Raw genomic sequence first — 26187 nt, 5'->3', positions numbered from 1 at the left:
AATTAATCTTCTTCTTGCTGTTGGTCATGCTGCTGTCGGTTTCGATGCTGCTGACGTTCATCTTCACGTCGAATATGCACACTCGTTTCATGAGCCAATAAATGCTTATTCTCATTTAATGCCAATTGAACTTCTGGACTCGCTGTTGAGGCAACGAACTCTCCTTTAGAGGCCAATTCAAACGTCACTGATGGGCTACTTTGCCACTGGTTAAAGGTATAAGTGAAACTACGTTCTGCAGTTTTCGGCTGTTGGTTTTCACCTAAAAATGGGGGGGTTTCCACTAGCTCTGGCATTTTGTGCATCTCTGGCTTTTGCTGTGTGGCTTGTAGTGGCACAGACACCCGCATAACCTCATTAGTAGTCGTTGCTATCATATTGCTAGGTGGGCTCATATCTTCTGCAGGTGAGATTTGTGCAGAAATTGTCGTCTCTTGCACTTTATCAGGGAGATTATTCGTCTCATTTTCAGATAATAAAATACTTTTATTATCATGTAGATAAGAAGTTCTCAGTGAGGTAACTGGCTGTGTAGGTGGCTCATTTTTTGTAAAAGCAAGTTCAAGCTGCCCAACAACATGATGATGGGTGTTCTCTTTAGTACCTTGATGAGTGTTCTCTTTAATACCTTGATGGGTGCCCTGTTGGTCATGCAAATGATGGGTAGCTAACTGCATTCCCAGAAGAGAAGGGGGATTTCTTAGTGAGTCATCTTTTGCTGGGTTATTTTTTCGTGGATATGTATTTAACAAAATGGTATCGAGTGAATCAATTTGTCGAATATTAACTGGCTTGGATTGTTCTCCAACTATTTTCCTTTGGATAGCGGGCTCAAGCTCTACTTTGACTGAAGATCTAATATACTGTTTCCCCGTTTTAACCTCTGGTTTCAACTCTTTTGATGTCGGTTCTAAAGTACTCCTAAGCGCCAAATTTGCCAGTGGACTTTCCATATTGAGCTGATTCTTCTCACTTAATTGCGGTTTCTTTTCCCCGTATGGGACTAAATTATCGTTAGCTTTCCCCCTTGCTCGCTGTGGGATATTCAGTAGTGGATAGCCAACCATCATAGTGTTAAACAAAGGAATCTCATCTTCGTCAGCAATATTTTGTTCAACGTGAATAACCGGACTCTCTGACAGATTATTATCAACAACTGGTTTATTTAGTATATCGACTAGGTCAGCGGCTGGGGTGCTAATAATAAAGTTAGTATTCTCATTATTCTCATTATTCTCATTATTCTCAATTAATTCAGGGACGGTTTCGACTTTCCCAGTAGTCGTCAAATCAGCCAATAGATTCATATCTGGCTGATTATCCACCATCAATTTATTCGTAATATTGACCTGATGAGTCTTTGGTAAGTTATCCTGAAAATAATGAACAACAGGTATACAACTTTCCGTAAATATATAATTATTTATTAGCGGCTCAATCGCTTTGGCCTTTAATTCTTTATTTTCCCCGGCTATTTGGATACCTTCACCAATATATACATTTTCTTTCCATGTAATAAACCCCTTCGCTAAGTCGCTCAATTGCGATATTTTTTGCATAAAAGGAAGGGATACGGATAGAAAAGCAGATATATCCTTTGGCTGACTTTTATTTTTATGGCCGAATAGATGCATCATATTTTTGTCATTCACTACTTTTGCCATTTTTGGAGTTATATTTTGGTGGCTAAATTCAGTGGTGTTATATGTTGATGATATTGCTTCTCTGTCGATAGCTACACAGGGTACTTTTTCATTTGAACTTATTTTTATTGCTGACATGTACGAATAACTCCTCAATTTCATTTTGTTGCTGTAGCTCTGATTTTAACCTTCTGGCTATACGTTGTTGCTTGAGATAATTTCGGAATTTCTCGCACTTATTACGTAATATGAATATTCGTTTAGCAATTTCAGACTGTAGTATTTTATTTTTTGATATTTCGGCTGCTAGAGTTTCTATTTGAAATTCAAGTTGAGCTATTTCCGCAAGAACCGCTGCCTTTAATCGCTGCCTTTCCCAAAAAGCAGTTCGGCTTAACTCTTCTGATTTTTCATAAGATGCAGTTTGTGTTGATAGAACTAAAATACGCTGGCGAATATCCCTGCATTGCTGTTGCTGTTGCTTTATTATTGAATTTAATTGCGATTGTTCTTGTAATGTCCGGTCAAAACGTCTCTCAGTTAAAGCCAGCAAGTTAGAAATCATTAAGATGCCAATTCATTGAGATTGCTTAATATATTGTCGAAACTCATTGGCTCATCCATGGCTTGTTTTAAGAAAGCTTCAATTTGCTCTTTTTTATCTAAAGCTCGATCATTTTCATGGCTTTCACCTCGTTGATATTCACCGAGTTCAAGGTAAAGCTGAATTTGTTCAAGCCTTGAGATCATGTCACGTAGATCAATTGCGCACTGGCGATGCTCTGGAGTCGTTACCTTTTGGAATACGCGGCTAATACTGTGTAAGATATCAATCGCTGGGTAATGCCCACGTCCCGCTAATTTGTGGCTTAAATAAATATGACCATCTAGAATGGAGCGAATCTCATCGCCAATCGGGTCAGCCTCTTCTTCACTTTCTAATAACACCGTATAAAAAGCAGTAATCGAGCCATGCTTTAATTGCCCTGGACGCTCCAACAACATAGGAAGCTGTTCAAAAACAGAGGCAGGATAACCGCGTCTAGCCGGCAGTTCTCCGGTAGCTAAAGCCACATCTCGCAACGCTCTCGCATATCGGGTCATGGAATCAACGTACAGCAATACATTACGACCACAGTCACGAAAATATTCAGCAATCGTAGTCGCAAGCAACGCGGCATTACACCGCTCAATCGGTGGGCTGTCTGAAGTTGCATAAATTAATATCGTCTGTGCCGCATGAGGCGACTCTTTCAACTCCTCAATAAATTCAATAACTTCTCGCCCTCGCTCACCAATTAAAGCAACGACATGAATATCCGCATGAGCGTGGTTGATGATCATGTTCATTAATGAAGTTTTACCACTACCTGCGGCGGCAAAAATACCAATACGCTGCCCTAAGCCACATGTTAGTAGGCTATCAATTGCACGTACCCCTGTGACCATCGGCTCAGAAACCGGCCGCCTTTGTGTCACGCTCACCGGAGGGCTATCAATACGTAATAATTTTGTATTGAGCAACATTGGCTCAGCAAGGTCTTCACTCAACGCACCAACTTGTTCTCCTGCCGCATTAAAAATTTTACCAGCTAAATATTCGCCAACTTCAAATACAAATGGGTAGCCACTCGGGCGAATAACCACTTCTCGCGTTAAACCTTGTGTGCGACCTATTAAACTCAATACCGTGAGCCCTTCTTTAAAACCAACAACCTGCGCTTTCGCAATAATGTCGGGCTGCATAAGAGAACGCTCAATAAAACAAATTTCACCAATAAAAACACCGTGTAAAGGCGCTTCTATTAAGCATCCATGAATGCGCGCAGGATGCGCGCAGAAATCGAATAACTTCATAATGGGTTACGTTAGCTGAGCACTAAGCTCATTTGCACGCTCAAAGAACTCTTCAAAGCTATCTGCAAATAATTGCATATCATTTAAAGCTGATTCTTTTAAAACCGCAGAAAGAACATAGGCATCATCCACAAGATTCAATGCCGGTTGCCCCGGATAAAAATTATTTGGCGCATATTCTAATAATGATTTCAATAAAGGAGCACTAACTAACTCTAAATGACTGTAATTGCAATCTACTAATTGACTCCAAATGATAATATCATTCGTTGATAAATCGATATTAATCGCAGAGAACTCGTTCATTTCAAATTGAATATTAGAATGACAATCTAGCTGAGAGTTAACTAGGTCACTACGCCCCATAGAATTTAAATACTCATTTAACATTTCTATAAATCTATATTTCATTGGTATTCCTTATATTTTAAATATATTTTATATCATCCAACATTTTTAATTATATTGAATTAAGTCGCTTTATTTGTTAATAAAGCCAATTTTTTGATTATATGGTTTTAACCACATTAACCTTCACCATTTCAGAAACTTCATTAAAAGAAAGCACTTCTAGCTCTGGAAAGCGGCCTTCTAAGATTTTTTTGACAAAACGACGAATATCAACCGGTACTAAAACATTCACATCCCTAACTGACAAATAACTATTTTCTAAAGCAAGTTCTGCAGCCTGTATCAACTCATTGGTTTTTTCAGGTTCAAGATGTAAGTACACTCCACCGGAAGCCTGCCTAATCCCTTGACGTATCGTGTCTTCTAGCCCTGAGTTAATCATGAGGACATTCAAACGCCCATCCACAGAGAAACAGGATGAAATATAACGTGCCATTGAGCTTCTTACGTGCTCAACTAACATTAAACTATCTTTTTCTTTTGGCACCCACTGCACTAAGGTTTCAATAATTAGTTTCATATTACGAACTGAAATTTTTTCCATTAATAAACGTTGAAAAACTTCAGTAACTTTTTGTACTGTCGTATGTCGATAACACTCCTTTAATAATTCAGGGTATTTTCTTTCAAGGTCATCAAGTAAGTTTTTAGTTTCTTGAATACCAAAAAATTCATTTATAAATCTCAACAACAAGGTACTAGCACAATCAATCGCTTCTGTTACATCATCACGAACCATTAAACCGAGTTGTTCAATATTAGATAGATCATTTTTTTCAAACCACGTGCTCACTGAACCGTATTCATCCGTAAACTTTATTAATTCCATACCTAGATATTCAGGTTCATCATTAACAGTCAGTAAGCGATACCCATGAAAATAGATATCATATTCTCCTGCTTTAATTTCATTAATGAGTATCACCATTTTATTTTCAGGAATAATCGGTGAATAGTTGACAGCAATATCTGGGATCCTATATCCATATCGAATAAAAATATCTTTTTTCATTCTAGACAAAAATCTATTATCTTCTAAATGTTCTCTATATTTTTGGTTAACAGATATGATAATCGGTAATGTTTCTGGAATATATTCTTCCTCAATATCACTGATTTCTCTTTGTGTTTCACCTTCCGTCACATCTGAATTAATCGATTCTGCTTCACCTTTCACTATTTTTTGCTTATTTTTTTGTTTTTTAAAATATCGGAAAGAAAATAGTCCAATAAGAAGCCCTGATAATAGTAAAAATATAATCGTTGGAAAACCAGGTAAAAAACCCATTGAAAGTACAACTAATGCTGTAATTAAAATCGTAAAGTCATTTGCAAATAACTCCGAAACAATGTTTTCACCTAAGTTTTTATCATTACCGCCTACTCGAGTGACAATAAAACCCGCACTGATAGAAATGAGTAGTGCAGGGATTTGAGCAACTAAACCATCACCAATCGTTAATAAAGAAAACGTATTTAATGCAGTTGAAACATCCATTCCCTGTTGAGCTGTGCCAACAGATATTCCGCCAATTAAGTTAACAAAAATGATGACAATACCCGCTATCGCATCCCCTTTAATAAATTTCATCGCGCCATCAAAAGACCCAAATAATTGGCTCTCTTTTTCAAGATCGCCACGCTTCTCTTTAACTGTCGCCTCATCAATCACACCTGCACGTAGATCAGCATCGATACTCATTTGTTTGCCCGGCATCGCATCAAGGGAAAAGCGTGCAGCCACTTCAGCAATACGTTCAGAACCTTTAGTGATGACAATAAACTGTACAATGGTAACTATCGCAAATACCACCATACCAACAACTAAGTTATCTTGAATAACAAATTCACCAAACGTTGCGATAATATCCCCTGCATCTGCTTCTAATAAAATTAGACGACTAGTACTAATTGATAAAGCAAGTCGAAATAACGTACTAATTAGCAAGATAGATGGAAATGACTGAAAATTAAGTACCCGAGTAATATAAAAAGAACTCATAAAAATAAGTACTGAGATCATAATATTTAAGCCGATCAATAAATCGACCAATATTGTGGGTAATGGAATAATCAACATCGCAATAACCATAACCATGATAACTAATACCATTAGCTCTGGGCGATTACGGATTTGTAATAAAAATCCGGTTATATTTTTCATGAAATTACTTTTCCTATCAAACTACGAATGTCGGTGTAAAAACAGCTCTTTCACCATAACTTGGTCCATGAGTTTCTTTAATTGATCAATAAGTTCCTCTCGTGCTTCCAATGAAGGAAATACAGCAACTGGAATGATAGAAAACGCCAGTAAGAGTAATTGTAAAAATTGGCCTCGAATATCGGAGCTCATTATGTTCAATATGTTATTAATAAAAGTGATGACCACTTCTTCAAAGCCAACGTGATTACGTATCCCTCGGGTAAATAATTGGCTTAACTCTTTTTCAAGCTTTGATTGATTTGATTTTCCATTGTGGCGAAAAAACCCGGATTGAAAGAATTGCTGACAAAATACATAGTCTAATGATTGCAATTCTCGGAGCCGGCCAACACGGCTAAAAAAACTACCGAACGCAGTGATATTTAGATCGCCTAATGGCAACGCCTGTAAATCACAAGCAAGCGCCCGACCAAGATAACGCATCATATTTTCACGCTCTTGGATTTCCATTTCCTCAACCCATTGCTCATATAAATAAACAATCGGCCCGTCATAACTAATAAATTCACGATATAATGTACGTAAATTCCCAGCACTGAAATGTAATTTTTTTGCAAATGCCTTTGCAATGAGTGCAACATTAATGCCTGCTTGAGCGCTCCGTTCAGTGTCTTCTGCTTGCAGTAATTCCGCTAAAGCTTCAAGGTTATCAATTTGTTCTTTTTTTAATTTTTTTCGATTAAGTAATGCTGCAAGAAGCATTAATAAGTCACTAGGATCAGTAAAAAATTGCAATAAAAATTCTCGTAACTGTTTCGGGGTCATTAACTGCTTATTAAGTAACCCTTCTATATGTAACACTTTGTCATCCGCATCTTTATCTAAAATGCGTTCAGAAAATTGCAACCAGTCTTCTTCGCTGCCCTTTTTAGAACTTCCTCGGCGCACATGACTTGCCGCTAGCATCGACATCGATGCATATTCACTAGAGCTATCAATGACACCTGCGCCACGAGCAACTTCATCGGAGTCGTCACTACTGCTACTCACTGATGCACGACTTTTGTTTTGAGTATTAACCGAAAAGCGGGTATTAAAGCTCAGTGGTGTTATTGCCATGACTCACTCATGTATTGTTGAAGAAATTGAACCGTACCGTGTAACTGACTGTCATGGTTGGTAATCCGCGTTTTTTCGGAAAATTGTCGCCCATCCCAACCTTCATTTTCATTCAATAAACGCGGTTGGATTAAAAATAAACGCACCATCTTTTGCTGATTCGTAGATGAATGGCTAAATAACCCTCCCACATAAGGAAGATCGCCTAAAAAAGGAATTTTGCTTTCATTTTCAACATATTGTTCACGCGTATAACCACCAATAAGTAAACTACTGTCTTTTGCAATACGCGCAACGGTGTTAATACTGGTTCGATTAACGGCTGGTAGCCCTTCTACGCTGGATGTTTTACCCATGCTATCGCGGTTTTCTGCACCATCTTCAATATTGACTTCCATTTCAACGTTATTACCTGCGGAAATACGCGGCATCACACTCACCATGGTGCCATATGTGACTTGCTCAAGAGTCGCAATACGTTCACCTTGTAATTTGGCGTAAAAACTAGTGTTGTTATCAAATAAAGCAGGAATGTTTTCTTGGGTTAATAGCACTGGCCGAGAAACTATGTGCCCATTACCCGTCTTATTCAATGCATCAATCTGTAATAGAAATTGCTGGCTGTTCGATAATGTACTGCGATTAAAAGATACTGAGCCCGTTCCCGTATTAAATGTGCCAACTTCCCAATTGACACCTAAATTATCTAATTCAGAACGAGTAATATCGATAATCCATAATGACAGCTCCACTTGGCGACGACGCATATCCAATGTATTCACAAGTTGACGAACATAACGAATTTGCTCTTGGCTGCCTTTAACAATCAAACTATTACTGTCAGGATGCGCCACTAGAGAAAAAGCACTGTTAGAAGGCTTTCTTGTTACCAACTGGGGCTTATTCGTAGAAGATGATGAGTCCCCAATTGGTGCATCCATTAATTCATCGATTGAATCTCCTGTTGAGTTAATCGCTACAGATGGAGGCTGAATAATTAACGTTTCATCGATTGTGGTGCCATTTTTAAATAAGTTATTAATGACATTCAGCAAACCAGGGATTGTGATATTTTGTCCGCGTAATGAATAACTTCTATCTGTTACTGAGGCGTGTTTTAACGGAATAACCGCAACTTCACCGCTGGATAATTCCTCTTTCCTAATTTGTTCTGCAAGGTATAAAGAAGCTGCTTTAATTAATTCAATATACAGAGGCGGACCAGAAACAAATAATAATCTTTCCCCCTCTTGTGAACGTACAGGGAAACGTGAATCATAGATGCCATTTCGTTGAATATAATTAAGCAACTGGTTACTACTGACGTTATTCGTTGGAATAATTGCGCTGCGCATTTCACTATTATCATAAACATAGATACTTGCGCCATCGTCATACCACACTAGCGCAATTCGCCGAGCTAATGCTTTAAACATTTCATCTGCATTAGCCAAATTAAAATTGCCAGTTACTTTTTTTTGAGCTGCTAATTTACTAAGAATAATCGGTTTATTTAGACGCTCTGCGACCGCATCAAACACCTTACCCACTGCTATATTATTTGCGACGAATGTATCGTGGTTTTTTGACTGTGTAACAGGCTCCGCCACAATAATTTCTGCTTGCGCCGAATAAAAATTCACACTCAGTAAAAATAGTGTTAGTCCTAACACTCGATTTTTTTTACTGCTCATATAATGTTGCTCCAATATGCCTAATTTCTGATGGTGTTAGGCCTAATTCTTTTTTAATATCATTAGTAAAATGAGATGCTGAGCAATATCCCGCTTCCAGCCCTACATCTAATATTGAATCATCGCTTTCAATTAGCTGTAGAATGGCATTAGCCATACGCACACTCATAATTTTACGTTTTGCCGTTTTATTAAAGTTTTCTCGATAAAGCTGCCTAAAATAAGAAGCTGATATACCATAACGTGCACATAGCTGATTAATATTGGCATTCTTATCATCTTGAGCGGAAGTAAGAATAAATCGCATCATACCGTAGGCTTCATATCGCCTTAATATTTCACACCAACTATCAAATACAGGGTGGTTTCTAATGATTAAATCAATCACTACATTTTTAATCGAAACGGTTGGTGGAAACTCTTCAGGTAATACAATAAATTCGTCTTGACTATTTTCATCAACCTTTGGTTTCTCTTTTTTAGCGAGAAATGCTTGCCCTGTCGCGGTATCAATAACCGCTAAAATTTCAACTAATTCTGATAAATCCATTGAATATAAATTCCAGTTTGATTTATCTATCAACTCCCATTCATTTTCTTGGCAAATAAATATAGCCTGAATTTCTATCGAAATATTTAAATTTGAATATAGAGATTTATAAGAAAAAGGCGTTGCATTCTTATTAGGTATAGCCAAGACCAATTTATCCTGCAAAGAAAAGCAACAGCCCCTACTTTCTAATAATATAGCAATATCTTTTTTTGACATGATATAAGCCTTATTAAAGTAACTTGGTGTATACAGAATGAGCGATAGATGAAAAATCCTCAAGGGAATACTCTGGAATCCTTCACACTTTCCATTCCAAATTAAAAGTAAAAATGAATAAGAACAATTCAACTGACAGAAAAAATATTTCTTGTTTTACTTGCTGCCAATAACGAGACCCAATAAATACATAACTAAAATGAAATGAATTCCATGAGATTATTTTTATGAGTAACACAAATAGCCAAACATGCATAATAAAAATTGCTAGTGGTCCTATGACCGGCCAAGAGTTAATGGTTAATACAGATAATAATCTTATTATCATTAGTAACGGCCTAGATTACAAAACTGACATCAATGATGATGGATTTACAACTTACCAGATCCCTAGTGATGGTATTACCTGTGAGTTTTCAATTGTTACGGCAAGTCAATCTACTGAAAGTGGTTTGGCAATTAGACTAAATGATAGTGGACTAAGTACCGAAATTCCTATCGTTCTTCAGCAATTGCTTTTGGCTGATATATTTCCTATTGCAATAAAAATGCAAGATACTGATTGGCAAAGCTTCCAAACGTTTGAGGATGCATTGAGCTCGGAAGTGGAAAATCCATTACCTGCCATTCAATCTAAAGTAAAAAAGTCAACCAAGGAAAAAGCAAGTGTTTTTAATAAACAAACTATGCTGGTCTTTTTCTTTACTTTATTTTCAATATTTATTGCTTACGTTATTTTTCAATATATTCCAGAACAAAGTACTGAGAAAAAAGTAAAAACACTAGAGCGCATACTTCAAGGCAACCACGACCCTATTACTGTAACTCAAAGTGCAAATGACGAAAGCCTCATTTTAGTTAAAACCCAAAGAGATGCCGACTGGAGTATGCAACGCCTAGTCAAAGCTAAATATAATGAAAAGTTTTCAATTAAAATAATAAATAAACTCGAAAATGAAATTGAAAATAAGATTATTGACGTATTTCCAGATACATTAAAGATAGAGCTTAGTAACCCATGTAATCCAAAAATAACAGCGATAGATGACAAAACATCCATTAATGTAAACAATAAAATAGACAAAATATTATCTGGTTATTTCAGTTGTTATATTAAGAGTGAAATAAAACAGGTTAACCTTGCTGAATTATTACAAAAAGCAGAGTTAGGATTAACAGAAAGTAATGTTCAATGGCGTAAAATCACTAAAGATAATAAAGTCATATTTATAATAAAAGACAGCTTAAATGACGACCAGACGGCTTCACTGATTAATTTTACAAATTTATTTTACAAAAAATGGGGAGAAAATCACATTCAATTTTCTATTTCCCTTGCAAATAACAAGCTCGAAGGAAAATCATTTGTCACCAATGCAAATGGTTATATTCTATTAGGTAATAACCATTGGTTTTTTAATTCAATCAGTTTTTAACTTAAAAAATTTAATTAATATGATTTTAAACATAAAGAGGAAATAAAATGTCAGATATAATTTCAGGTTTAGATACTAGTGGCCGTTGGGGCAGCTCTAAATTAGAAACCGAAGGAACAGGTAAAAATGATCTGGGTATGATCTATCGTACCTCGGCAAGTATTAGTGCTAAAGCTACAAAATTTGGCGATGAATTAAACACCTTACTTGCTAGCACCAATTTAGAAGTCGATAACCCACTAGTGTTGGCAAAAATCACCGCTATGAGTGGTAACTATAATATGGCACGCCAATTGCAGAGTAATTTTATGAAATCCATTAAAGATACTGACCAAGCCATTATTCGTAACGTTTAATTTTAAAGAGCATTATTAATTATAATGCTCTATTTTATTTAGGATAATTATTTATGTTAGCTATTACACCACATTTACTACTCACTGCCCCAACAGAGACCACATCAGTTCTCTCACCATCTCTTCCGATTGAAGACAAGGTCAAAAAGCTATTTGCTGAATACACAGCAACTGTCAGTCAAGAACGGAAAGCCTTAACTGAGAATGTCAATAATATTGACCCAAGTAACCCAACCCAACTACTGCAATTTCAAAATCGTGTCGGCAATTATAGCCTGACAATGAATATGATTAGCACATTGACACATAAAAGCGTCTCTGCAATTGATGCCGTCTTAAAAGCACAGTAAACCATGAATATTTTAAAGAAGTTTATCTTGATTGGATTTATTAGCTTCTTAGCGGGCTGTGATAACCAATTATTACTCAGTCAGTTAAGCCAAAGGCAAAGTAATGAAGTGTTGGCCATACTGCAAGAGCATGGTGTTGAGGCTACGCGTAAACAAGATAATAAAAACGGGGATTCTATTCGTGTTCAACCTAGTGATTTTGTTATCGCGGTAGATTTATTGCGCCAATATAACTTACCATCAAAAGAGCCAATAGAAATTATTCAAGCATTCCCTGGAGATTCTTTGGTCGCATCACCACAAGCAGAACGTACCCGTTTACTTTCTTTAATCGAACAACGGCTTGAACAATCACTGCTCACCATCCCCGACATTATTAATGCTCGAGTGCATGTCAGCTACCCATTAAATGGCAATAATCCGACCAAGCAAATACAAAATGTGTCTAGCTTAGTTACTTATTCCGGAAGTGAAGATCCTCAGATGATGATGCATAAAATTAAACTGTTTCTAACGAACAGTTTTGCTGAAGCAAATTACGATAATGTCTCAGTCGTCGTCGTCAACCGGCCACCATTACAATACCAAATTAAATCTGAACCAGAAAATACATTCAATCCAATTATAATCAGCTCAATTATCGCAGCAATTATCATTCTATTTACTATTTTACTATTACTGTGGCGCCAGCTAAGTAACAAAAAATCAGCAACTCATCTGATGGAGAAACCTGTTGATGGCAACGCTGACTAACCTACTAATTGAACAAGGGAATATTTTACTCGCGCCAGGTTGCTATTTCCATAGTGAATTTAATGGGGTCGGATATAACGACTTTCCACCTTTACTGCAACGTAAACACAATCAGCAATTGATTCATCAATACTCATTGCCTTTACCCAATGAGAAAACTCCCTTATTGCCAAAAGTATTATCTGAACATTGGGCTTTACTACCGGAGGTAGCGTTAGGCTTAGGGGTTTTGTTACACGCCAAACCGCTCCCTTGGTGGGTTGAACTTTCCAAATACCGTGTATTACATACACGCCTAAGTCGCCCACTTTGGCAGTCAGAAAATCAACCCACTACTTCACCACAGGTATTAACTGCCCTTGGAGCACAACAATTATTGATGTGTTTAACCCCTTTTGGCACCGCTTACACTCTTCGAGCTAAATATATGTTTAGTCTTGAAACTCAGCAACTTATACCGTCATCCGTAAAAACGATGCTACCTTGGAATACTATTGAAGAAACATGTCGATATGTCAGAGAAAACACCCCCAAATGTTAAACAGACGATGTCTGAAAAAGTTTTGATCAAATACCAAGCATTGAGTGCCGATAGATACCACACAATTATCACTCAACAAGCTCAAAAAAAGGCGAGTGAGCTATACAAACAAACAAAACAACAGCAAGAAGCTATCTACCAAACCGCTTATCAACAAGGCTATAACGATGGAATTAAACAATTATTAACTGATTTTATTCATGCGGTAGAAACCAGTGAAATTCAATACCAAGAAAATATCAGTCAAAGCAAAGAACAGCTGATGAAAATATTGAATGATATTTTTGGTGATAACCATCTACAAGAGACGGTTGCAACCTATTTTGAGAGGCAATGTGCAAAAACAACCAATACAACATTACACTTACCTGAAAAAATGCAAACTCGTATTACGATAGGTGGTTCTGATATGAAGTTTTCAACCACGGCTGATAATACAATTGCCTTAGAAGTCGATAATAGAATCACCTACTTTTCCCCTGTCATTGCCTCTAAAAATATTTTTCCTCATGTATTTTCTGTTCCGACACAATGCCAAATTTTAAAAATGCATAAAAATGCCTATCAAAACTTGATAACAACAATAAATTCAATACCGGAAGAACACAAATATGCAGACTAATCTACAAACTAAGGTTATTAATCCTCAATATAACGGTTCTCAAATTCATACAGAAAATATTCAAAGTAAAATGACCTCAATATGGCAGGAGAAAAATATGGAGACCACAAATAAGTATCAATACAGCGAAAAAATAGATTTATCCCCTATAGAAAAAAATAAAGTTAACAACTTTATTGATGAGCTTAAATCAAAGGGAGATGACAAAATATTCTTCTCTCATGTATTTAAAACTATGATTGCATTGGGTAAAGATGAAAAACAAAACTTTATCGCCGGTGTTAGCCAAGCATTACAATCATCAAATGACCCAGAGCTAGTATCACTAAATAAAAAATTTAATCGCTCACTCAACCATTATATGTCTATCAGTTTGATGAGCGCCCCTCTTAGCAACCAACTTCGTCATAATATGACTAATATTAATTTAGAGGGTAGCGACGATAAGGATGATGAACTAGTAATCTAGCATTAATTGCCTCTATTACCCTCATCTTGAATTTATTATCTATCGACTAATATTTATAGGTTTAGTGTATTTTTTTAATACCCTAAGCCTATTTATTTATAAAAATATAAAAAACATAAAAAATTTAAATAAAAATTGATATATACAACCTCTGAATATCGTTTAAATTCACTTTATCAAAACACATTAGCTCAATATCAAAAAGCGATTTTATTTTTTTAAACATCTTATCTAGTCTCGTTTTTTGTATTGAAATATATTCATAAATGATCAGGACAGATATAAATTATGACCGATTTACCTACAGTACAAAACCTTATGGATAACATTGACTATAATGAAAAAGAATCAATGATCCTCTTATCTGGGAATGTCGTCTATAACCCACTCAAACGCACACTTTCCCGTGAAAAAAATGTCGTTAACCTTTCCGAAAATGAATCATGCCTGCTTAAATTATTATTAATAAAAACAAATAGTAAGAGAGAAGTCATGTATGAAATTTGGGAAAAAAGAGGCACTATCGTAACTGAAAGTAGTTATTACAAGCTAGTCAGGCAATTACGACAATCCTTTAAAAAAGTCGATCTCGATGAAAATTTAATTATGACCTTACCTCGAATTGGCATTTTATATACAGGAGAGAAATCAGAAATGCCAGTGCTCTCTAAATATGATACAAAAAAAAGCTTTTACACCTATATACGATATTTTCTTCAGAGAATGTTTATTCGTTCATCACTATAACCAGATTTCATCAAAGAGAAAATTTAATGCTAAATATTAACCCAAATTTTTCAAAGAAATACTTTTTTTTATTATTTATACTTTTTATAACCTTCATGCTATCTGCTTGTAATAGTACTTTAATGAGTTATTTTACTCATACTCCCGCTTATAATATTAATGGTAATATTTATTCCCACTCTTATGATATTCCCGAAAATTCCACAATTACACTGTCATTGACCTCAATACAACAAAATGAAAACAACGCAAAGTCTAATCTGGATTACAGTTTAAAAACAAAAAGTGCAGGACGTAGTATCGCATTTACAGTCGCTCTTCCTGAAGAATTTCAATCCAAACGGTATACCTTAGGAATGAGTGCAAGAATTGAAAAAGATGGCGAATTAATCATGATGAGTAATAAACTAAGCCCAATACCTGAGAATATGTCTGAAGTAGTATTACTTCCTATGACCGCTATTTCGCAATAACAACGTTCATTTCGCCAAAATAAATTTAAAGAATTCTCCTCCTCTTAATGAAGAATGTCATAACCCGCTCTCAAACCAGCCCTAAATACATAACATTGCTAGGTTGGTTATTGAGCCTCACTCATTTGGTTTTTCTAATAAACTCGGAAAATCTGCCGCCGAGCTTTCAATAGCTCGTTTCGCTAAGCTTTCTAGTGCACTAAATAGCTGATCAGCCTCTTGTTCTGGCAAATCCGCCGCTAAATAATCATTCCATTTATCTAGTTTAAAATTTAACTCATTCACAATCGTTTTGCCGAGCGCTGTCAACGAAACATGATAAACCCGTTTATCGACTAAGCTATTCGTTTTAGCAACCCAGCCCTTAGCTAAAAATTTGCTCACACCTCGAGTCGTCACTGATTTATCCACAACCATCGCTTTCGTAATCTGCTCTAGGGTTGATGCATCATATTGATGAATATGTAAAATCATCAAACACTCAATTGCATTGATACCATAAGGCTCTCCCATCCATTTCATATAATGGTGAGCTGCTCGGCTAATCACTCCAAATACTCGAGCCTGTTCTGTACGCATAATCCCTCTTTAGTTGATTTTATCAACCAATTAGTTAATAATCACGCTGATTTTAGTTGATATTATCAACTAAATACTTTTTTAACACCCCAAATTTACTCATATTCTATGTCAAAAATAATAACTTTACTGAATTCATTGGGATTCAACCCAGCACGCTTTCGTTTTGCCGCCATTACCGCTTGTGCATCAATTGCTGCGCTCTTTATTGCTCAATATTTAGAGTTAGTTCACCCCCAATGGGCAGCCATGACCGTCTGGGCTTCAGCGCAACCTTGGCGCGAAAATTTACTGGAAAAAAGTTGGTGGCGTTTTGCTGGAACAGTTTGTGGTGTGCTTGCCGGTGTCGTCTTAATTCAGCTTCACCTTATTCACCCGTTACTTTTCATTATTGGGCTAGCGAGTTGGTTAGGCATTTGCAGTGGTATCGGCCAATTACAAAAGGGCTTTGTCGCTTATGGCACATTTTTAGCAGGTTACTCCGCCGTGATGGTGAGTATGTTGAGCGTTCATATTACTGATAACTTATTTATAGTCGCTTGGGATCGGCTATGGACCATTTTGGTTGGCGTGCTTTCAGCGGTAGTATTCAATTTCCTTTTTACCCCTAAGCGTGAACAAGATAATATCATTACCCTTAAAAATCAAATTGATACACTATTCTTCCAAATACTACATGACTCACTTGAGAAAAAGCACCCAATTAAGCAACACGATATCGACTATCTTTGGCAAACCATGGCTAGCTATGACGAAATTTTAGAGACTCATCGTATTGGCTGGCGTTATCACCGCAAACAAGTTGCTAAAGCGCGTCAAAAACTCATGTTTCAAAGCCAAATATTATTACACTTAGATAAATATCAATCTATTGCACCTTTTTATTTTCCTGCACTAGAGCCAACTGAGACTCAATGGAAACATATTTTATCATTATGCCCCGCTGGAGTACTGAAAACACTATTGATCCCACTTTACTATGCTATTTTTGGTAAATCAGCGAAACACTTTGAAAAAGTGGATAAACTGAAGCTTCATCAAGATAAAATTTCAGCATGGCACGCCTTTGCTCGTTCTTTTATGACTATCGCTGCAGTTGGTTTGTTATGGTTGTGGACACAGTGGCAAGTACTGGCTTATCTTACTCTCGGTCTTTCAGTGATGTTGGCTCTATTCGCATCCCTCGATTACCCCGCTAGGTTTATGAAAAATATTTTTACTGGGCAATTGTTTGGCGCTATTACAGCGTTAATCTGCACATGGTACTTATGGCCTTTTGCCTCTTCATCATGGCAGATGACCTTTTTCATTATTCCAGTGATTATTAGTGGCGTTATCATTTTTTCCCATAACCGCCTAATTTTAATTGCTTTTGATTACATTATGGTTTCTTTAATTTTGCTCCAACCGAGCTATCCTTTTTCTCTTTCACTCCCTCAAAGTATCGGTAATGCCATTGCGATAGTTTCAGGCCCATTAGTTGCAATGGCTGCTTTCGCATGGATTTATCCAACCAACCCGACCAAGCGTTACCAGCAATTAATCTATCTCTCTGAGCAGCAATTTAAACAAGGAGTAGCGGCTCTAATTCAGGGCAATAAGCCTTCCACATCCCAATTCATGCACCGTTTATTTAGTGGATTATTGCTAGCAAAAAAAGCAAATCTTCCTCACCCGCCTATATTTGATTTTTTTATAACTCGACAAAGTATTTGGTTGTATCTACTTATTTTGCATAAGCAATTTGCGCACCACGCATCAAAGAAAAGAGCCCTTATTGCGCTTGAAAAACGCATTCAACAAAATCGCTTTGACTTAAAGAAAATTTCCACACTATTTCAGCATTTACAGCGTAACGAAAATGATAATAAAGAACTTGAACAGCTTAAGAAATATGTAAAACACTATATGGAAAAAGAATATTGCTAATAATAAAATAAGTTCTTATGAGTACCCCGACTAAAGCAGGCATTAATACTTTATTTCAGACCTAGTCGTTTAGCTAATCGATGTAAATTAGCGATATCGACAGACAATTCTCTGGCACATGCAGACCAATTATAATGGCTTTGTTCTAATACTTGTGAAATGACTTTACGCTGAAAATCATCCGTTACCTCACGTAAATTTTTAGTTAGTGGTAAGGCTTTCTGTGATGTTTCTGTAAACTCATACTTATTATTATCAAAGGTAAAATATTGAGGCTGTAAGATAATTTCATCAGTATCACTTGAAGCTCGAGCAAGAACAACGGCACGATGAATCGCATGTTCCAATTCACGTACATTACCTGGCCATGAATAATTGAGTAAATACCGTTGTAATGAAGGACTCAGTACCACACTGGATAAGCTAAAACGCTGACGATATTGTTCACAGAAGAACCCCGCTAATAAAATAATATCTTCGCCACGTTCCTTTAATGGGGGAACAAATAGCGGAAATACACTTAAACGATGAAATAAATCGGCCCTAAACCGACCTTCTAACACTTCTTCGCGTAGATCACGGTTAGTTGCCGCCAATATACGAACATTAACGCGTAAACTACGGTCATCACCAACACGTTGAATATCGCCATATTGCAATACTCGCAGTAATTTAGCCTGTAACGCTAATGAAAGCTCCCCTATTTCATCTAAAAATAAGGTACCATTATCCGCCATTTCGAATTTACCACTACGGTGGCTAATTGCCCCAGTAAAGGCACCTTTAACATGACCGAATAATTCACTTTCCGCCACACTCTCAGGCAGCGCAGCACAGTTTAAATAAATAAGAGGGTGATCTGCTCGAAGGGATTTTTCATGGATAGATTTAACGACTAGCTCTTTTCCTGTTCCCGTTTCTCCGCCGACCAGAACATTTAATTCAGACGCGGCAACAATATCAATTTCCTTTTTTAATTGTTGCATACGAAGAGATAAACCAATAATCTCGGTTTCTCCAGAAGGTTTAAATAGTATGGGTTTATTCGGTAATATATTTTGCTTTTCAAGCTGTTCAATAAGTAATGCATTATTTAGTGCTCCCGCAGCTAACGCGGCAATTAACCTCAGTGACTCATTGCTAAATGCATCGAATTGATCAGGTTCCATACCATCTAATGTTAATGCACCAATAAGATTTTGCCCCGCATACAAGGGTAAGCCGACACAAGCATGAACTTTTAGGTGTTGATGATGAGGAATTAACCCATCATATGGGTCAGGGAGCTGGCTATCAGCAGGAAAACGCACTACATCACCGGCTCTTGCAATTGCTTCTAGCCGAGGGTGCCCTGACAAAAAGAATCGACGACCTAAAACATCAGCCATTAACCCATCGATTGCTAAAGGAATAAATTGGCCTGATTCATAACGTAATAACGCACATGCATCACACCTTAATGATTGCCTTAACGTGGTAATCAAACGCTGAAATCGATCTGAATGCTCCATACCACTTTGTAATTCGATTGCAATCTTTGCCAGTGCCTCGACAGAAAAACCCATGATTCATTCCCCATTGTCAATTTGACAACAATTATAGTCATAATGACAACACTTAGCATAGTCATTTTGACTATAAACTAAAACAAATTATTTTAATTTAGTTAAAAATCAAAATGTTAAATATTGGCATGAATATTGATTATGTCTTCTTATACTCTAAAAGCTACAGGACAAAATTAATATGGCGATTCATGTAAAAAATAACATCCATTGGGTAGGTCAGCGTGATTGGGAAGTACGTGATTTTCATGGAACCGAATACAAAACATTAAAGGGAAGTAGTTATAATAGCTATTTAATCCGCGAAGAAAAAAATGTTCTTATTGATACTGTCGATCATAAATTTAGCCGTGAGTTTGTTCAAAATTTGCGCTCGCAAATTGATTTAAATGATATTGACTACATCGTCATTAACCATGCAGAAGAAGATCACGCAGGTGCATTAACCGAATTAATGAGCTTTATTCCTAATACCCCGATCTATTGCACAGCCAATGCCATTGATTCAATAAATGGTCATCACCATCATCCTGAATGGAATTTCAAAATCGTTAAAACAGGTGACACGCTCGATATAGGTAACAATAAACAATTGATTTTCATTGAGACTCCAATGCTACATTGGCCTGACAGCATGATGACTTATTTTACTGAAGATGCCGTACTTTTTAGTAATGATGCTTTCGGGCAGCACTATTGTGATGAGCGATTATTTAATGATGAAGTCGACCAAAATGAATTATTCGAACAGTGCCAGCGTTACTACGCCAATATTCTTACCCCATTTAGCCGCTTAGTGACGCCAAAAATAAATGAAATTTTAGGCTTTAATCTACCTGTCGATATGATAGCGACATCTCACGGAGTAGTATGGCGTGATAATCCAAATAAAATCATTGAATTGTATTTGAAATGGGCAGCAGATTATCAAGAAGATCGTATCACTATTTTCTACGATACCATGTCAAATAATACTCGTTTAATGGCGGATGCAATCGCTCAAGGCATCAATGAAGCCGACCCTAATGTCGCGGTTAAAATATTTAACGTTGCACGCAGTGATAAAAACGACATTATTACTCATGTTTTTCGCTCCAAAGCGGCACTGGTCGGTACCTCAACCATGAATAATGTCATGATGCCTAAAATAGCAGGTATGCTTGAAGAAATTACAGGCTTACGTTTTTTAAATAAAAAAGCCGCTGCTTTCGGTAGTTTTGGTTGGAATGGCGGCGCCGTTGACCGTGTTCAAACACGTTTGATGGATGCCGGTTTTGATACCGCATTATCTTTAAAAGCAAAATGGAAACCAGACACAAAAACATTAGATGACTGCCGTGAATATGGGCGTAATATTGCTCGCCAATGGGCATTACCTGCATAAATTAAATAACAAAGTAGCATCAGAATTTTATGATTTTTTAAAGGATACCTCATATGCAATTTAGAGATAAAACACTCGGACAGCTCGCATTATCCATTCCTAGAGCTTCTTCTTTATTTCGCCAATATAATATGGATTACTGTTGTGGTGGCAAACAGACGCTGAGTCGCAGCGCAGAAAAATTAAAGTTAGATATTGAGCTATTAGAAAGCCAATTAGCTAAATTAGCCACAGAAACGTTAGAACAGGATTGGCGCAAAGCCCCACTCAGTGAGATTATCGATTTTATCATTGTTCGCTATCATGATAGGCACAGAGAACAATTACCTGAACTAATACTACAGGCACAAAAAGTTGAACGCGTTCATATAAATAAGCCAAGCGTGCCAAAAGGTTTATCAAAATACTTAGAAGCATTACTGGAAGAACTAGCTAGCCATATGATGAAAGAAGAACGCGTTTTATTCCCTATGATAAAAAACGGAATGGGCAGAAACGCAGCAGGCCCAATTAGTGTAATGGAACAAGAACATGATGATGCTAGTGATATCTTAGAAGCAATTAAAGGTATTACCAATAATGTCACACCGCCACCAGAAGCCTGTACTACCTGGCGTGTGTTGTATAATGGTATCAATGAACTGATTGATGATTTAATGAATCACATTAACCTAGAAAATAACTTATTATTCCCAAGAGCACTCGCTGGCGAATAAATAAGTAAGGGGCTATCTATATAATAGACAGCCCCTTATTTAAAATAATTTTTAGTAAATACTAAAAATACCTATTTGTACTGTTGCTTAATTTCTTGCGAAACGACTAATCCACGTTTTGCTTCTTTTTCTGCAATTTCAACGGATAACCCGATATAAGATCTCGGGTCAAGCATTGCTTTAATTTCTTCATTACTGAATGCTGCTGATATCACACTATTTTTGGTCAAATTAGTATAAAAATCTTCCCCATCCGCCGCAGTTTTAATTGCTTCTTCATACAGAAGGGAGTGAGCTTTATCTTTGCCTAATTTTTCCGCCATCTTCATCATGACATACTCAGTATTATCCAGCCCTTTGTTTCTCAAAACATTATGAAGCATTCTCTCTTCATGTGGCACAATCGTCCTAGAAAGCTCTTCAGTTCTTAGTAAAATTTCCGTGGTTAATTCCAAAGCTTCTTCAATTAACCCATCAAATAACATATAAGAGCTACTATCACCTTCATAAGGCCTTACCGCAGAATACATACCAACACTCGGTAAAGAATATAATTTCTGTGAGTTAGCAATAATTCCCTTAGCAAGTTTTGGGTTTATTTTATGCGGCATAGTACTACTGCCCACTGTTCCTTTAGTAAAGCCTTCTGAAACCTCTGCAATTTCTTCTAACGTTGTGCTATAAACTTCTTCACCGATTTTATGACAAATATTGGCCATTAACGCTAAATTTGCCATATATTCAAGCTTATGCGTACTTAAGTTTCTGGATGGTACTTCCATGGCTTCCATACCCACCAGCTCAGCGACACGTTTTTGTACCGCCATACCAACATCAGGCATTGAGTTAAATGCACCAACAGCACCACCCATCATGATAGTGAAAACCCGTTTTTCACACTCTTTCATACGTTGGTAGCAATCAATAAAATCGCTGATCCATACCGAAACTTTATAGCCATAGGTGATAGGGATCGCATGACGTCCATGAGTTCTTCCCGGCATCACCATATGTTTGGTTCTTTCGGCCAAATCTGCTAAGTTTTCGATGATTTCACCGAGTAACAACATAAATTTATGATGTACGGTTTTCATCATATAGAGCTGTGAACTTTGCTGAATATTTTGCGTGGTAATTCCATAATGGATATATTTACCACTTTCCTCAGAGCAAGCATTCACTAAAACTTTCAAGAAAGGTACAAAGCCATGGCCTATTTTTTGGTAAATACGGCTCATTTCTTCAAAATCGATATTTTCGATAACAGCCTTTTCTTTAATTTCATCTGCCGCTGATTGTGGAATAAATCCCAGTTCCGCTTGGGCTTGGGCCAGCATGGATTCAAACATTAACCAAGTAGAATATTTTGCTTCATCAGACAATAAGTCTTTAATTCCACGGTCATCAATAGTTTTACTTTTAGAATCGTATAATGCTCTCATTTCGTATCCTTTCTTTATTTCTTCATTGCTTCATCAACAGCATTGCGAACAAACTCAACCTTTGGTCCATACACGACATGGACGTGGTTTGCCGATGGAAAGAAGAATGCGGTACATCCTGATTCCAACATTAAATCTTTATCTATTTGGTTCACTTCTCCAACATCAATACGCATACGAGTAATACAGTTATCTACGTTACGAATATTTTGTTTTCCACCTAATGCTTGGATTAAAATTTCTGCGATTTCGCCATATCGTTTTTCTTTAATTAAGGTATTTTTCAGATTACTCGATTCTTCACGACCAGGAGTTTTAATATCAAATTTAATAATTGCCCAGTAGAAAATAAAGTAAGTGACGACGGCTAAACAGCTACCGATAATAACAAGGAAGATCCAGTTAGTGTGCTCGTACAGAAGACCAAAGATAGTAAAATCAAAGACGGTTCCACGAATATAACCGATACCGACCTCAGCCAATGAAAGCAACACCGCACCGATACCGACAATAATGGCGTAAATTAAGTACAATAATGGCGCAATAAATACGAAGGTAAATTCGAGTGGCTCCGTGACGTTACCAAGCATGGCTGTTAATACCATGGTAACCAGCATGGATTTCACTTCTGCGCGGTTTTCTTTCTTCGATGTTTTGTAAATAGCAAGAGCAATTGCAGGGAATAGGAATAGTGTGACTAGCATTTGTTGCTGCGCCATAAAGCGAGTCAAACTTGGCATCATCGACCAATATTCACTATCTGGGCCTTGGTTAAATAGCACCTCAGTTAATGCAGGAACAACACCAACAAAGGTTTGTCCGTCAATAACATAAGTACCACCCGCCTCAGTAAATCTAAATAAAACGTTCCATACATGGTGTAAACCAAATGGAATAAATAAACGTTCACCACCCGCGGTAAAAAATGGCCCTACAGGACTTAAAAATACCGCAGAGAGTTTCATCAAACCTTGGACTAATACTTCCCAAATAAACGGTAATAACGCACCCACTCCAATCATTAAACCGATCATAATAATAGAAACGGATTTTTTACCAGAAAAGAAAGCAAATGCGGTTGGCAATTCAAGGTTATAGAACTTATCAGTCGCCCAAGCGGCAATCAAACCAGTAATAATCCCTCCTGCGGCACTGATATTTAAAGTTTGTATACCAAGAACTTTAATTTGCCCTACTTGCCCCATCATTGCAGGGTCTGCAAGCTTACCAGTAAGCACTAGCCAAATATTCATGGTTATGATCAGCGATAAGTAGCCGACAACCGATGCAAAGACGGCGATCCCCTTATCTCGATGGCTCATACCATAGGCCACTCCCATAGCAAACAATAGGGGAATATTATCAAAAATAACACCCGCGATTGAACGAATGCTGACAAGTAATGCATTAACCGTTTCATTTCCGAGAAAAGGAAAACGTGCAATCATATAAGTTTGCACTAATGCACCACTGATACCCAATATCATACCAATAGGTGCTAAAACACCTATTGGAAGGAGTAATGTTCTCCCAAAGCGTTGAATAGATTCACCAAACTTTTTTCTGGCCATACTGTTTCCTTATGACTTCTATTATTAGAATTAAAGGCATACTAGCTTGGAGGGATTATAAAAGAAATGATGTCACGGTTTTAAAAGTTATCTTAGGTCATAACTAATGACCTAGGTCATATTAATAAAAACTATCTACCAAAGACAAGAATGAAAGACGAGTGAAGTTTTCTTAGAAAATAAAAAAGAAAATTTAAAGTAGATTTTCTAATTCATTGATAAGTAAATCAACTAAAATAAAAAAGCCAATTCTGGATTTTGTGTCATCTCTTTTAGTATCAAAATTATCGGCAAAACAAAACAAAGTGTTATCAGTATAAGTGGTTAGTTCATTAGTATTAAAAGCGGTCATACTAATGATATTTGCCCCTTTTAATTGCACAATTTTTGCTGTTTCAATAATTTTTTTGGTTCCCCCTGATAGTGAGATAAAAATGACAGTGTCATCTTTGCTGACTAATCGAGTGAAAGAATCAGATAAATTGTAGTCATTAATGAAAAAACAGTGTAAACCTAACGCAAATAGTAAGTGTTCAAGATAATAGCCAACAGCCTTACTTGTCCCTCTGGCAACAATAAAAATATTTCTCGATTTATGTAGTATTTTAGCGCAATCGCTAATTTGCTCTTCGTTAATTAATGTAAAACTTTTATTAATATTTTTTTCAAGTTGTTTTTTATAAGACGAAGGTGTGATTTTTTCAGTTTTATTTTTTGTTAAAATATAATTATTAATCTGAAACTTAAGTTCTTTAAATCCACTAAACCCTAATTTTTGCGACAAATTAATAATAACTGTTTTAGAAACAAAGGTTTTAGCAACTAGTTCATTAATATTTAAGTAAGGGATATCTGTAATATTATCAGTCAGGTATTTTAAGACTTTTTTTTCGCTAATGGTTAAATTATCGTAATTTTTTAAGAAATCTAACATATCCCCTCCCCGATGAGCCTAGCTAGCTTTCAAGTGACTCTATTGTATAAGAATAAAGTAATAAACAAGTAAACAGCACTCAAGAGTGGTGCTGTTTACCTGACAAGAAATCACTTAAACTTAAGTTGTTTCACAGCCTCATCGATATCAATTTCATCTTCCGAAAATGTTAATGATGTCCCATGTAACGTACTAATTTCTAATTTTTTCAATGAACGCATTTGACCAGGTTTATCTGATTTTGGTTTGATACTATTCATTAATGCGCCAATTGATAACACGGTATTTTCTTTATCGATACGCGTATCTGCAGGTACTTCTACTGAATAAACACGATAGGATTTAATTGATGTAATCTTAATCCGTTCTCCTGCGATATAAATATATTTACTTTCAGGTATGACTTTGACCGCAAAAGCAGATAACCCTTTATTATTTGTCGTCGGTTCGAAAGTGACTGCAGCATTTTTTTTAATCAAATCTGGGTTGGCAACCTTAACCACATGAAAATAACGGTTATCGCCATTCTCATCTTTGATAAATCCAAAACCTTTATCTTCGAACCATGTTGTGATCGTTCCATTCATTGCCATTACCGCCTAATTAATCTTTTATTGACTCAGTTTTTACAACGCGCAGTATAGAGCACAATGCGTGTGC

Annotated in this window: 25 protein-coding genes and 1 pseudogene; 12 read left to right on the top strand and 14 right to left on the bottom strand. The window is 36.6% G+C overall.

Annotated elements, in window-relative coordinates; genetic code table 11:
• Nucleotides 1-2: 2 nt before the first annotated feature.
• From M1F17_RS00675 to M1F17_RS00640, 8 genes are all read right to left on the bottom strand, one after another.
• Complete coding sequence (locus M1F17_RS00675) at nucleotides 3-1781, bottom strand: hypothetical protein (protein ID WP_318837174.1); 1779 nt, start codon at nucleotides 1779-1781, stop codon at nucleotides 3-5.
• On the bottom strand, nucleotides 1753-2208 hold the full coding sequence (locus tag M1F17_RS00670; RefSeq protein WP_180312283.1) for a hypothetical protein: 456 nt from the start codon (nucleotides 2206-2208) through the stop codon (nucleotides 1753-1755). Before M1F17_RS00670 ends, M1F17_RS00675 begins: the two co-directional genes overlap by 29 nt.
• Entirely contained in the window at nucleotides 2208-3500 is a 1293-nt protein-coding gene (gene sctN, locus M1F17_RS00665; protein ID WP_318837173.1) for a type III secretion system ATPase SctN, read from the bottom strand. Before sctN ends, M1F17_RS00670 begins: the two co-directional genes overlap by 1 nt.
• 6 nt (nucleotides 3501-3506) lie before the next feature.
• On the bottom strand, nucleotides 3507-3911 hold the full coding sequence (locus M1F17_RS00660; RefSeq protein ID WP_094960865.1) for a type III secretion system protein: 405 nt from the start codon (nucleotides 3909-3911) through the stop codon (nucleotides 3507-3509).
• A gap of 97 nt (nucleotides 3912-4008) precedes the next feature.
• On the bottom strand, nucleotides 4009-6075 hold the full coding sequence (locus tag M1F17_RS00655; RefSeq protein WP_180312281.1) for an EscV/YscV/HrcV family type III secretion system export apparatus protein: 2067 nt from the start codon (nucleotides 6073-6075) through the stop codon (nucleotides 4009-4011).
• 21 nt (nucleotides 6076-6096) lie between these two features.
• Nucleotides 6097-7197 carry a type III secretion system gatekeeper subunit SctW gene (gene sctW / locus M1F17_RS00650; protein WP_318837172.1) on the bottom strand — a complete coding sequence of 367 codons (1101 nt, stop codon included), beginning with the start codon at nucleotides 7195-7197 and terminating at the stop codon, nucleotides 6097-6099.
• On the bottom strand, nucleotides 7188-8891 hold the full coding sequence (gene sctC / locus M1F17_RS00645; RefSeq protein WP_318837171.1) for a type III secretion system outer membrane ring subunit SctC: 1704 nt from the start codon (nucleotides 8889-8891) through the stop codon (nucleotides 7188-7190). The genes sctW and sctC overlap by 10 nt, the downstream gene beginning before the upstream one ends.
• Nucleotides 8881-9660 carry a helix-turn-helix domain-containing protein gene (locus M1F17_RS00640; protein WP_318837170.1) on the bottom strand — a complete coding sequence of 260 codons (780 nt, stop codon included), beginning with the start codon at nucleotides 9658-9660 and terminating at the stop codon, nucleotides 8881-8883. Before M1F17_RS00640 ends, sctC begins: the two co-directional genes overlap by 11 nt.
• A 227-nt stretch (nucleotides 9661-9887) precedes the next feature.
• On the opposite strand from M1F17_RS00640, the gene M1F17_RS00635 reads away from it, so the two are divergent.
• The 9 genes from M1F17_RS00635 (at nucleotide 9888) to M1F17_RS00595 (ending at nucleotide 15407) form a co-directional block, all read left to right on the top strand.
• Nucleotides 9888-11096, top strand: coding sequence for a PrgH/EprH family type III secretion apparatus protein (locus tag M1F17_RS00635; protein ID WP_318837169.1), 1209 nt, complete (start codon nucleotides 9888-9890; stop codon nucleotides 11094-11096).
• Nucleotides 11097-11143: 47 nt separating this feature from the next.
• A complete protein-coding gene (locus M1F17_RS00630) occupies nucleotides 11144-11452 on the top strand; it encodes an EscF/YscF/HrpA family type III secretion system needle major subunit (protein ID WP_094960871.1) in 309 nt (102 codons plus the stop codon).
• Nucleotides 11453-11505: 53 nt separating this feature from the next.
• Nucleotides 11506-11802: a type III secretion system inner rod subunit SctI gene (gene sctI, locus M1F17_RS00625; RefSeq protein ID WP_004263051.1), complete on the top strand. Its 297-nt coding sequence runs from the start codon at nucleotides 11506-11508 to the stop codon at nucleotides 11800-11802.
• A 3-nt stretch (nucleotides 11803-11805) separates the two neighbouring features.
• Nucleotides 11806-12555 (top strand): type III secretion system inner membrane ring lipoprotein SctJ, encoded by a 750-nt coding sequence (gene sctJ / locus M1F17_RS00620; RefSeq protein ID WP_094960872.1) that lies wholly within the window; start codon nucleotides 11806-11808, stop codon nucleotides 12553-12555.
• Complete coding sequence (locus M1F17_RS00615) at nucleotides 12539-13096, top strand: hypothetical protein (protein WP_094960873.1); 558 nt, start codon at nucleotides 12539-12541, stop codon at nucleotides 13094-13096. The genes sctJ and M1F17_RS00615 overlap by 17 nt, the downstream gene beginning before the upstream one ends.
• A complete protein-coding gene (locus M1F17_RS00610) occupies nucleotides 13068-13718 on the top strand; it encodes a hypothetical protein (RefSeq protein WP_094960874.1) in 651 nt (216 codons plus the stop codon). Before M1F17_RS00615 ends, M1F17_RS00610 begins: the two co-directional genes overlap by 29 nt.
• Nucleotides 13708-14187: a hypothetical protein gene (locus M1F17_RS00605; RefSeq protein ID WP_318837168.1), complete on the top strand. Its 480-nt coding sequence runs from the start codon at nucleotides 13708-13710 to the stop codon at nucleotides 14185-14187. Before M1F17_RS00610 ends, M1F17_RS00605 begins: the two co-directional genes overlap by 11 nt.
• Before the next feature lie 318 nt (nucleotides 14188-14505).
• Nucleotides 14506-14934, top strand: coding sequence for a winged helix-turn-helix domain-containing protein (locus M1F17_RS00600; protein WP_094960902.1), 429 nt, complete (start codon nucleotides 14506-14508; stop codon nucleotides 14932-14934).
• Between the two features lie 26 nt (nucleotides 14935-14960).
• Complete coding sequence (locus tag M1F17_RS00595) at nucleotides 14961-15407, top strand: YbaY family lipoprotein (protein WP_004263072.1); 447 nt, start codon at nucleotides 14961-14963, stop codon at nucleotides 15405-15407.
• Nucleotides 15408-15524: 117 nt separating this feature from the next.
• On the opposite strand, the gene M1F17_RS00590 is transcribed toward M1F17_RS00595, so the two are convergent.
• Entirely contained in the window at nucleotides 15525-15986 is a 462-nt protein-coding gene (locus M1F17_RS00590; protein ID WP_004263073.1) for a MarR family winged helix-turn-helix transcriptional regulator, read from the bottom strand.
• Nucleotides 15987-16094: 108 nt separating this feature from the next.
• On the opposite strand from M1F17_RS00590, the gene M1F17_RS00585 reads away from it, so the two are divergent.
• Nucleotides 16095-17915: an FUSC family protein gene (locus M1F17_RS00585; RefSeq protein ID WP_112308014.1), complete on the top strand. Its 1821-nt coding sequence runs from the start codon at nucleotides 16095-16097 to the stop codon at nucleotides 17913-17915.
• A 50-nt stretch (nucleotides 17916-17965) separates the two neighbouring features.
• On the opposite strand, the gene norR is transcribed toward M1F17_RS00585, so the two are convergent.
• The gene (gene norR, locus M1F17_RS00580) at nucleotides 17966-19480 is read right to left on the bottom strand and encodes a nitric oxide reductase transcriptional regulator NorR (RefSeq protein WP_180312278.1); all 1515 of its coding nucleotides are present in this window, start codon (nucleotides 19478-19480) and stop codon (nucleotides 17966-17968) included.
• A 181-nt stretch (nucleotides 19481-19661) separates the two neighbouring features.
• On the opposite strand from norR, the pseudogene norV reads away from it, so the two are divergent.
• Together norV and ytfE are read left to right on the top strand one after the other, a co-directional pair.
• Nucleotides 19662-20855: pseudogene (norV, locus tag M1F17_RS00575) on the top strand (anaerobic nitric oxide reductase flavorubredoxin); the annotation flags it as partial.
• Between the two features lie 62 nt (nucleotides 20856-20917).
• On the top strand, nucleotides 20918-21580 hold the full coding sequence (gene ytfE, locus M1F17_RS00570) for an iron-sulfur cluster repair protein YtfE (RefSeq protein WP_094960879.1): 663 nt from the start codon (nucleotides 20918-20920) through the stop codon (nucleotides 21578-21580).
• 71 nt (nucleotides 21581-21651) lie between these two features.
• Here ytfE and M1F17_RS00565 read toward each other — a convergent pair whose 3' ends face one another.
• From M1F17_RS00565 to M1F17_RS00550, 4 genes are all read right to left on the bottom strand, one after another.
• Nucleotides 21652-23022: an adenylosuccinate lyase family protein gene (locus M1F17_RS00565; RefSeq protein WP_112308016.1), complete on the bottom strand. Its 1371-nt coding sequence runs from the start codon at nucleotides 23020-23022 to the stop codon at nucleotides 21652-21654.
• A gap of 14 nt (nucleotides 23023-23036) precedes the next feature.
• Complete coding sequence (locus M1F17_RS00560) at nucleotides 23037-24593, bottom strand: PTS transporter subunit EIIC (RefSeq protein ID WP_004263090.1); 1557 nt, start codon at nucleotides 24591-24593, stop codon at nucleotides 23037-23039.
• 193 nt (nucleotides 24594-24786) lie between these two features.
• Nucleotides 24787-25527 carry a MurR/RpiR family transcriptional regulator gene (locus M1F17_RS00555; protein ID WP_094960882.1) on the bottom strand — a complete coding sequence of 247 codons (741 nt, stop codon included), beginning with the start codon at nucleotides 25525-25527 and terminating at the stop codon, nucleotides 24787-24789.
• Between the two features lie 110 nt (nucleotides 25528-25637).
• Nucleotides 25638-26120, bottom strand: coding sequence for a cold-shock protein (locus M1F17_RS00550; protein ID WP_004263097.1), 483 nt, complete (start codon nucleotides 26118-26120; stop codon nucleotides 25638-25640).
• Nucleotides 26121-26187: the final 67 nt, after the last annotated feature.

The organism is Providencia sp. PROV073 (assembly GCF_033688125.1).
GTDB lineage: Bacteria > Pseudomonadota > Gammaproteobacteria > Enterobacterales > Enterobacteriaceae > Providencia > Providencia hangzhouensis.
Note: the sequence above shows the minus strand (reverse complement) of the source record. Positions and strands in the feature narration are given on the sequence as shown.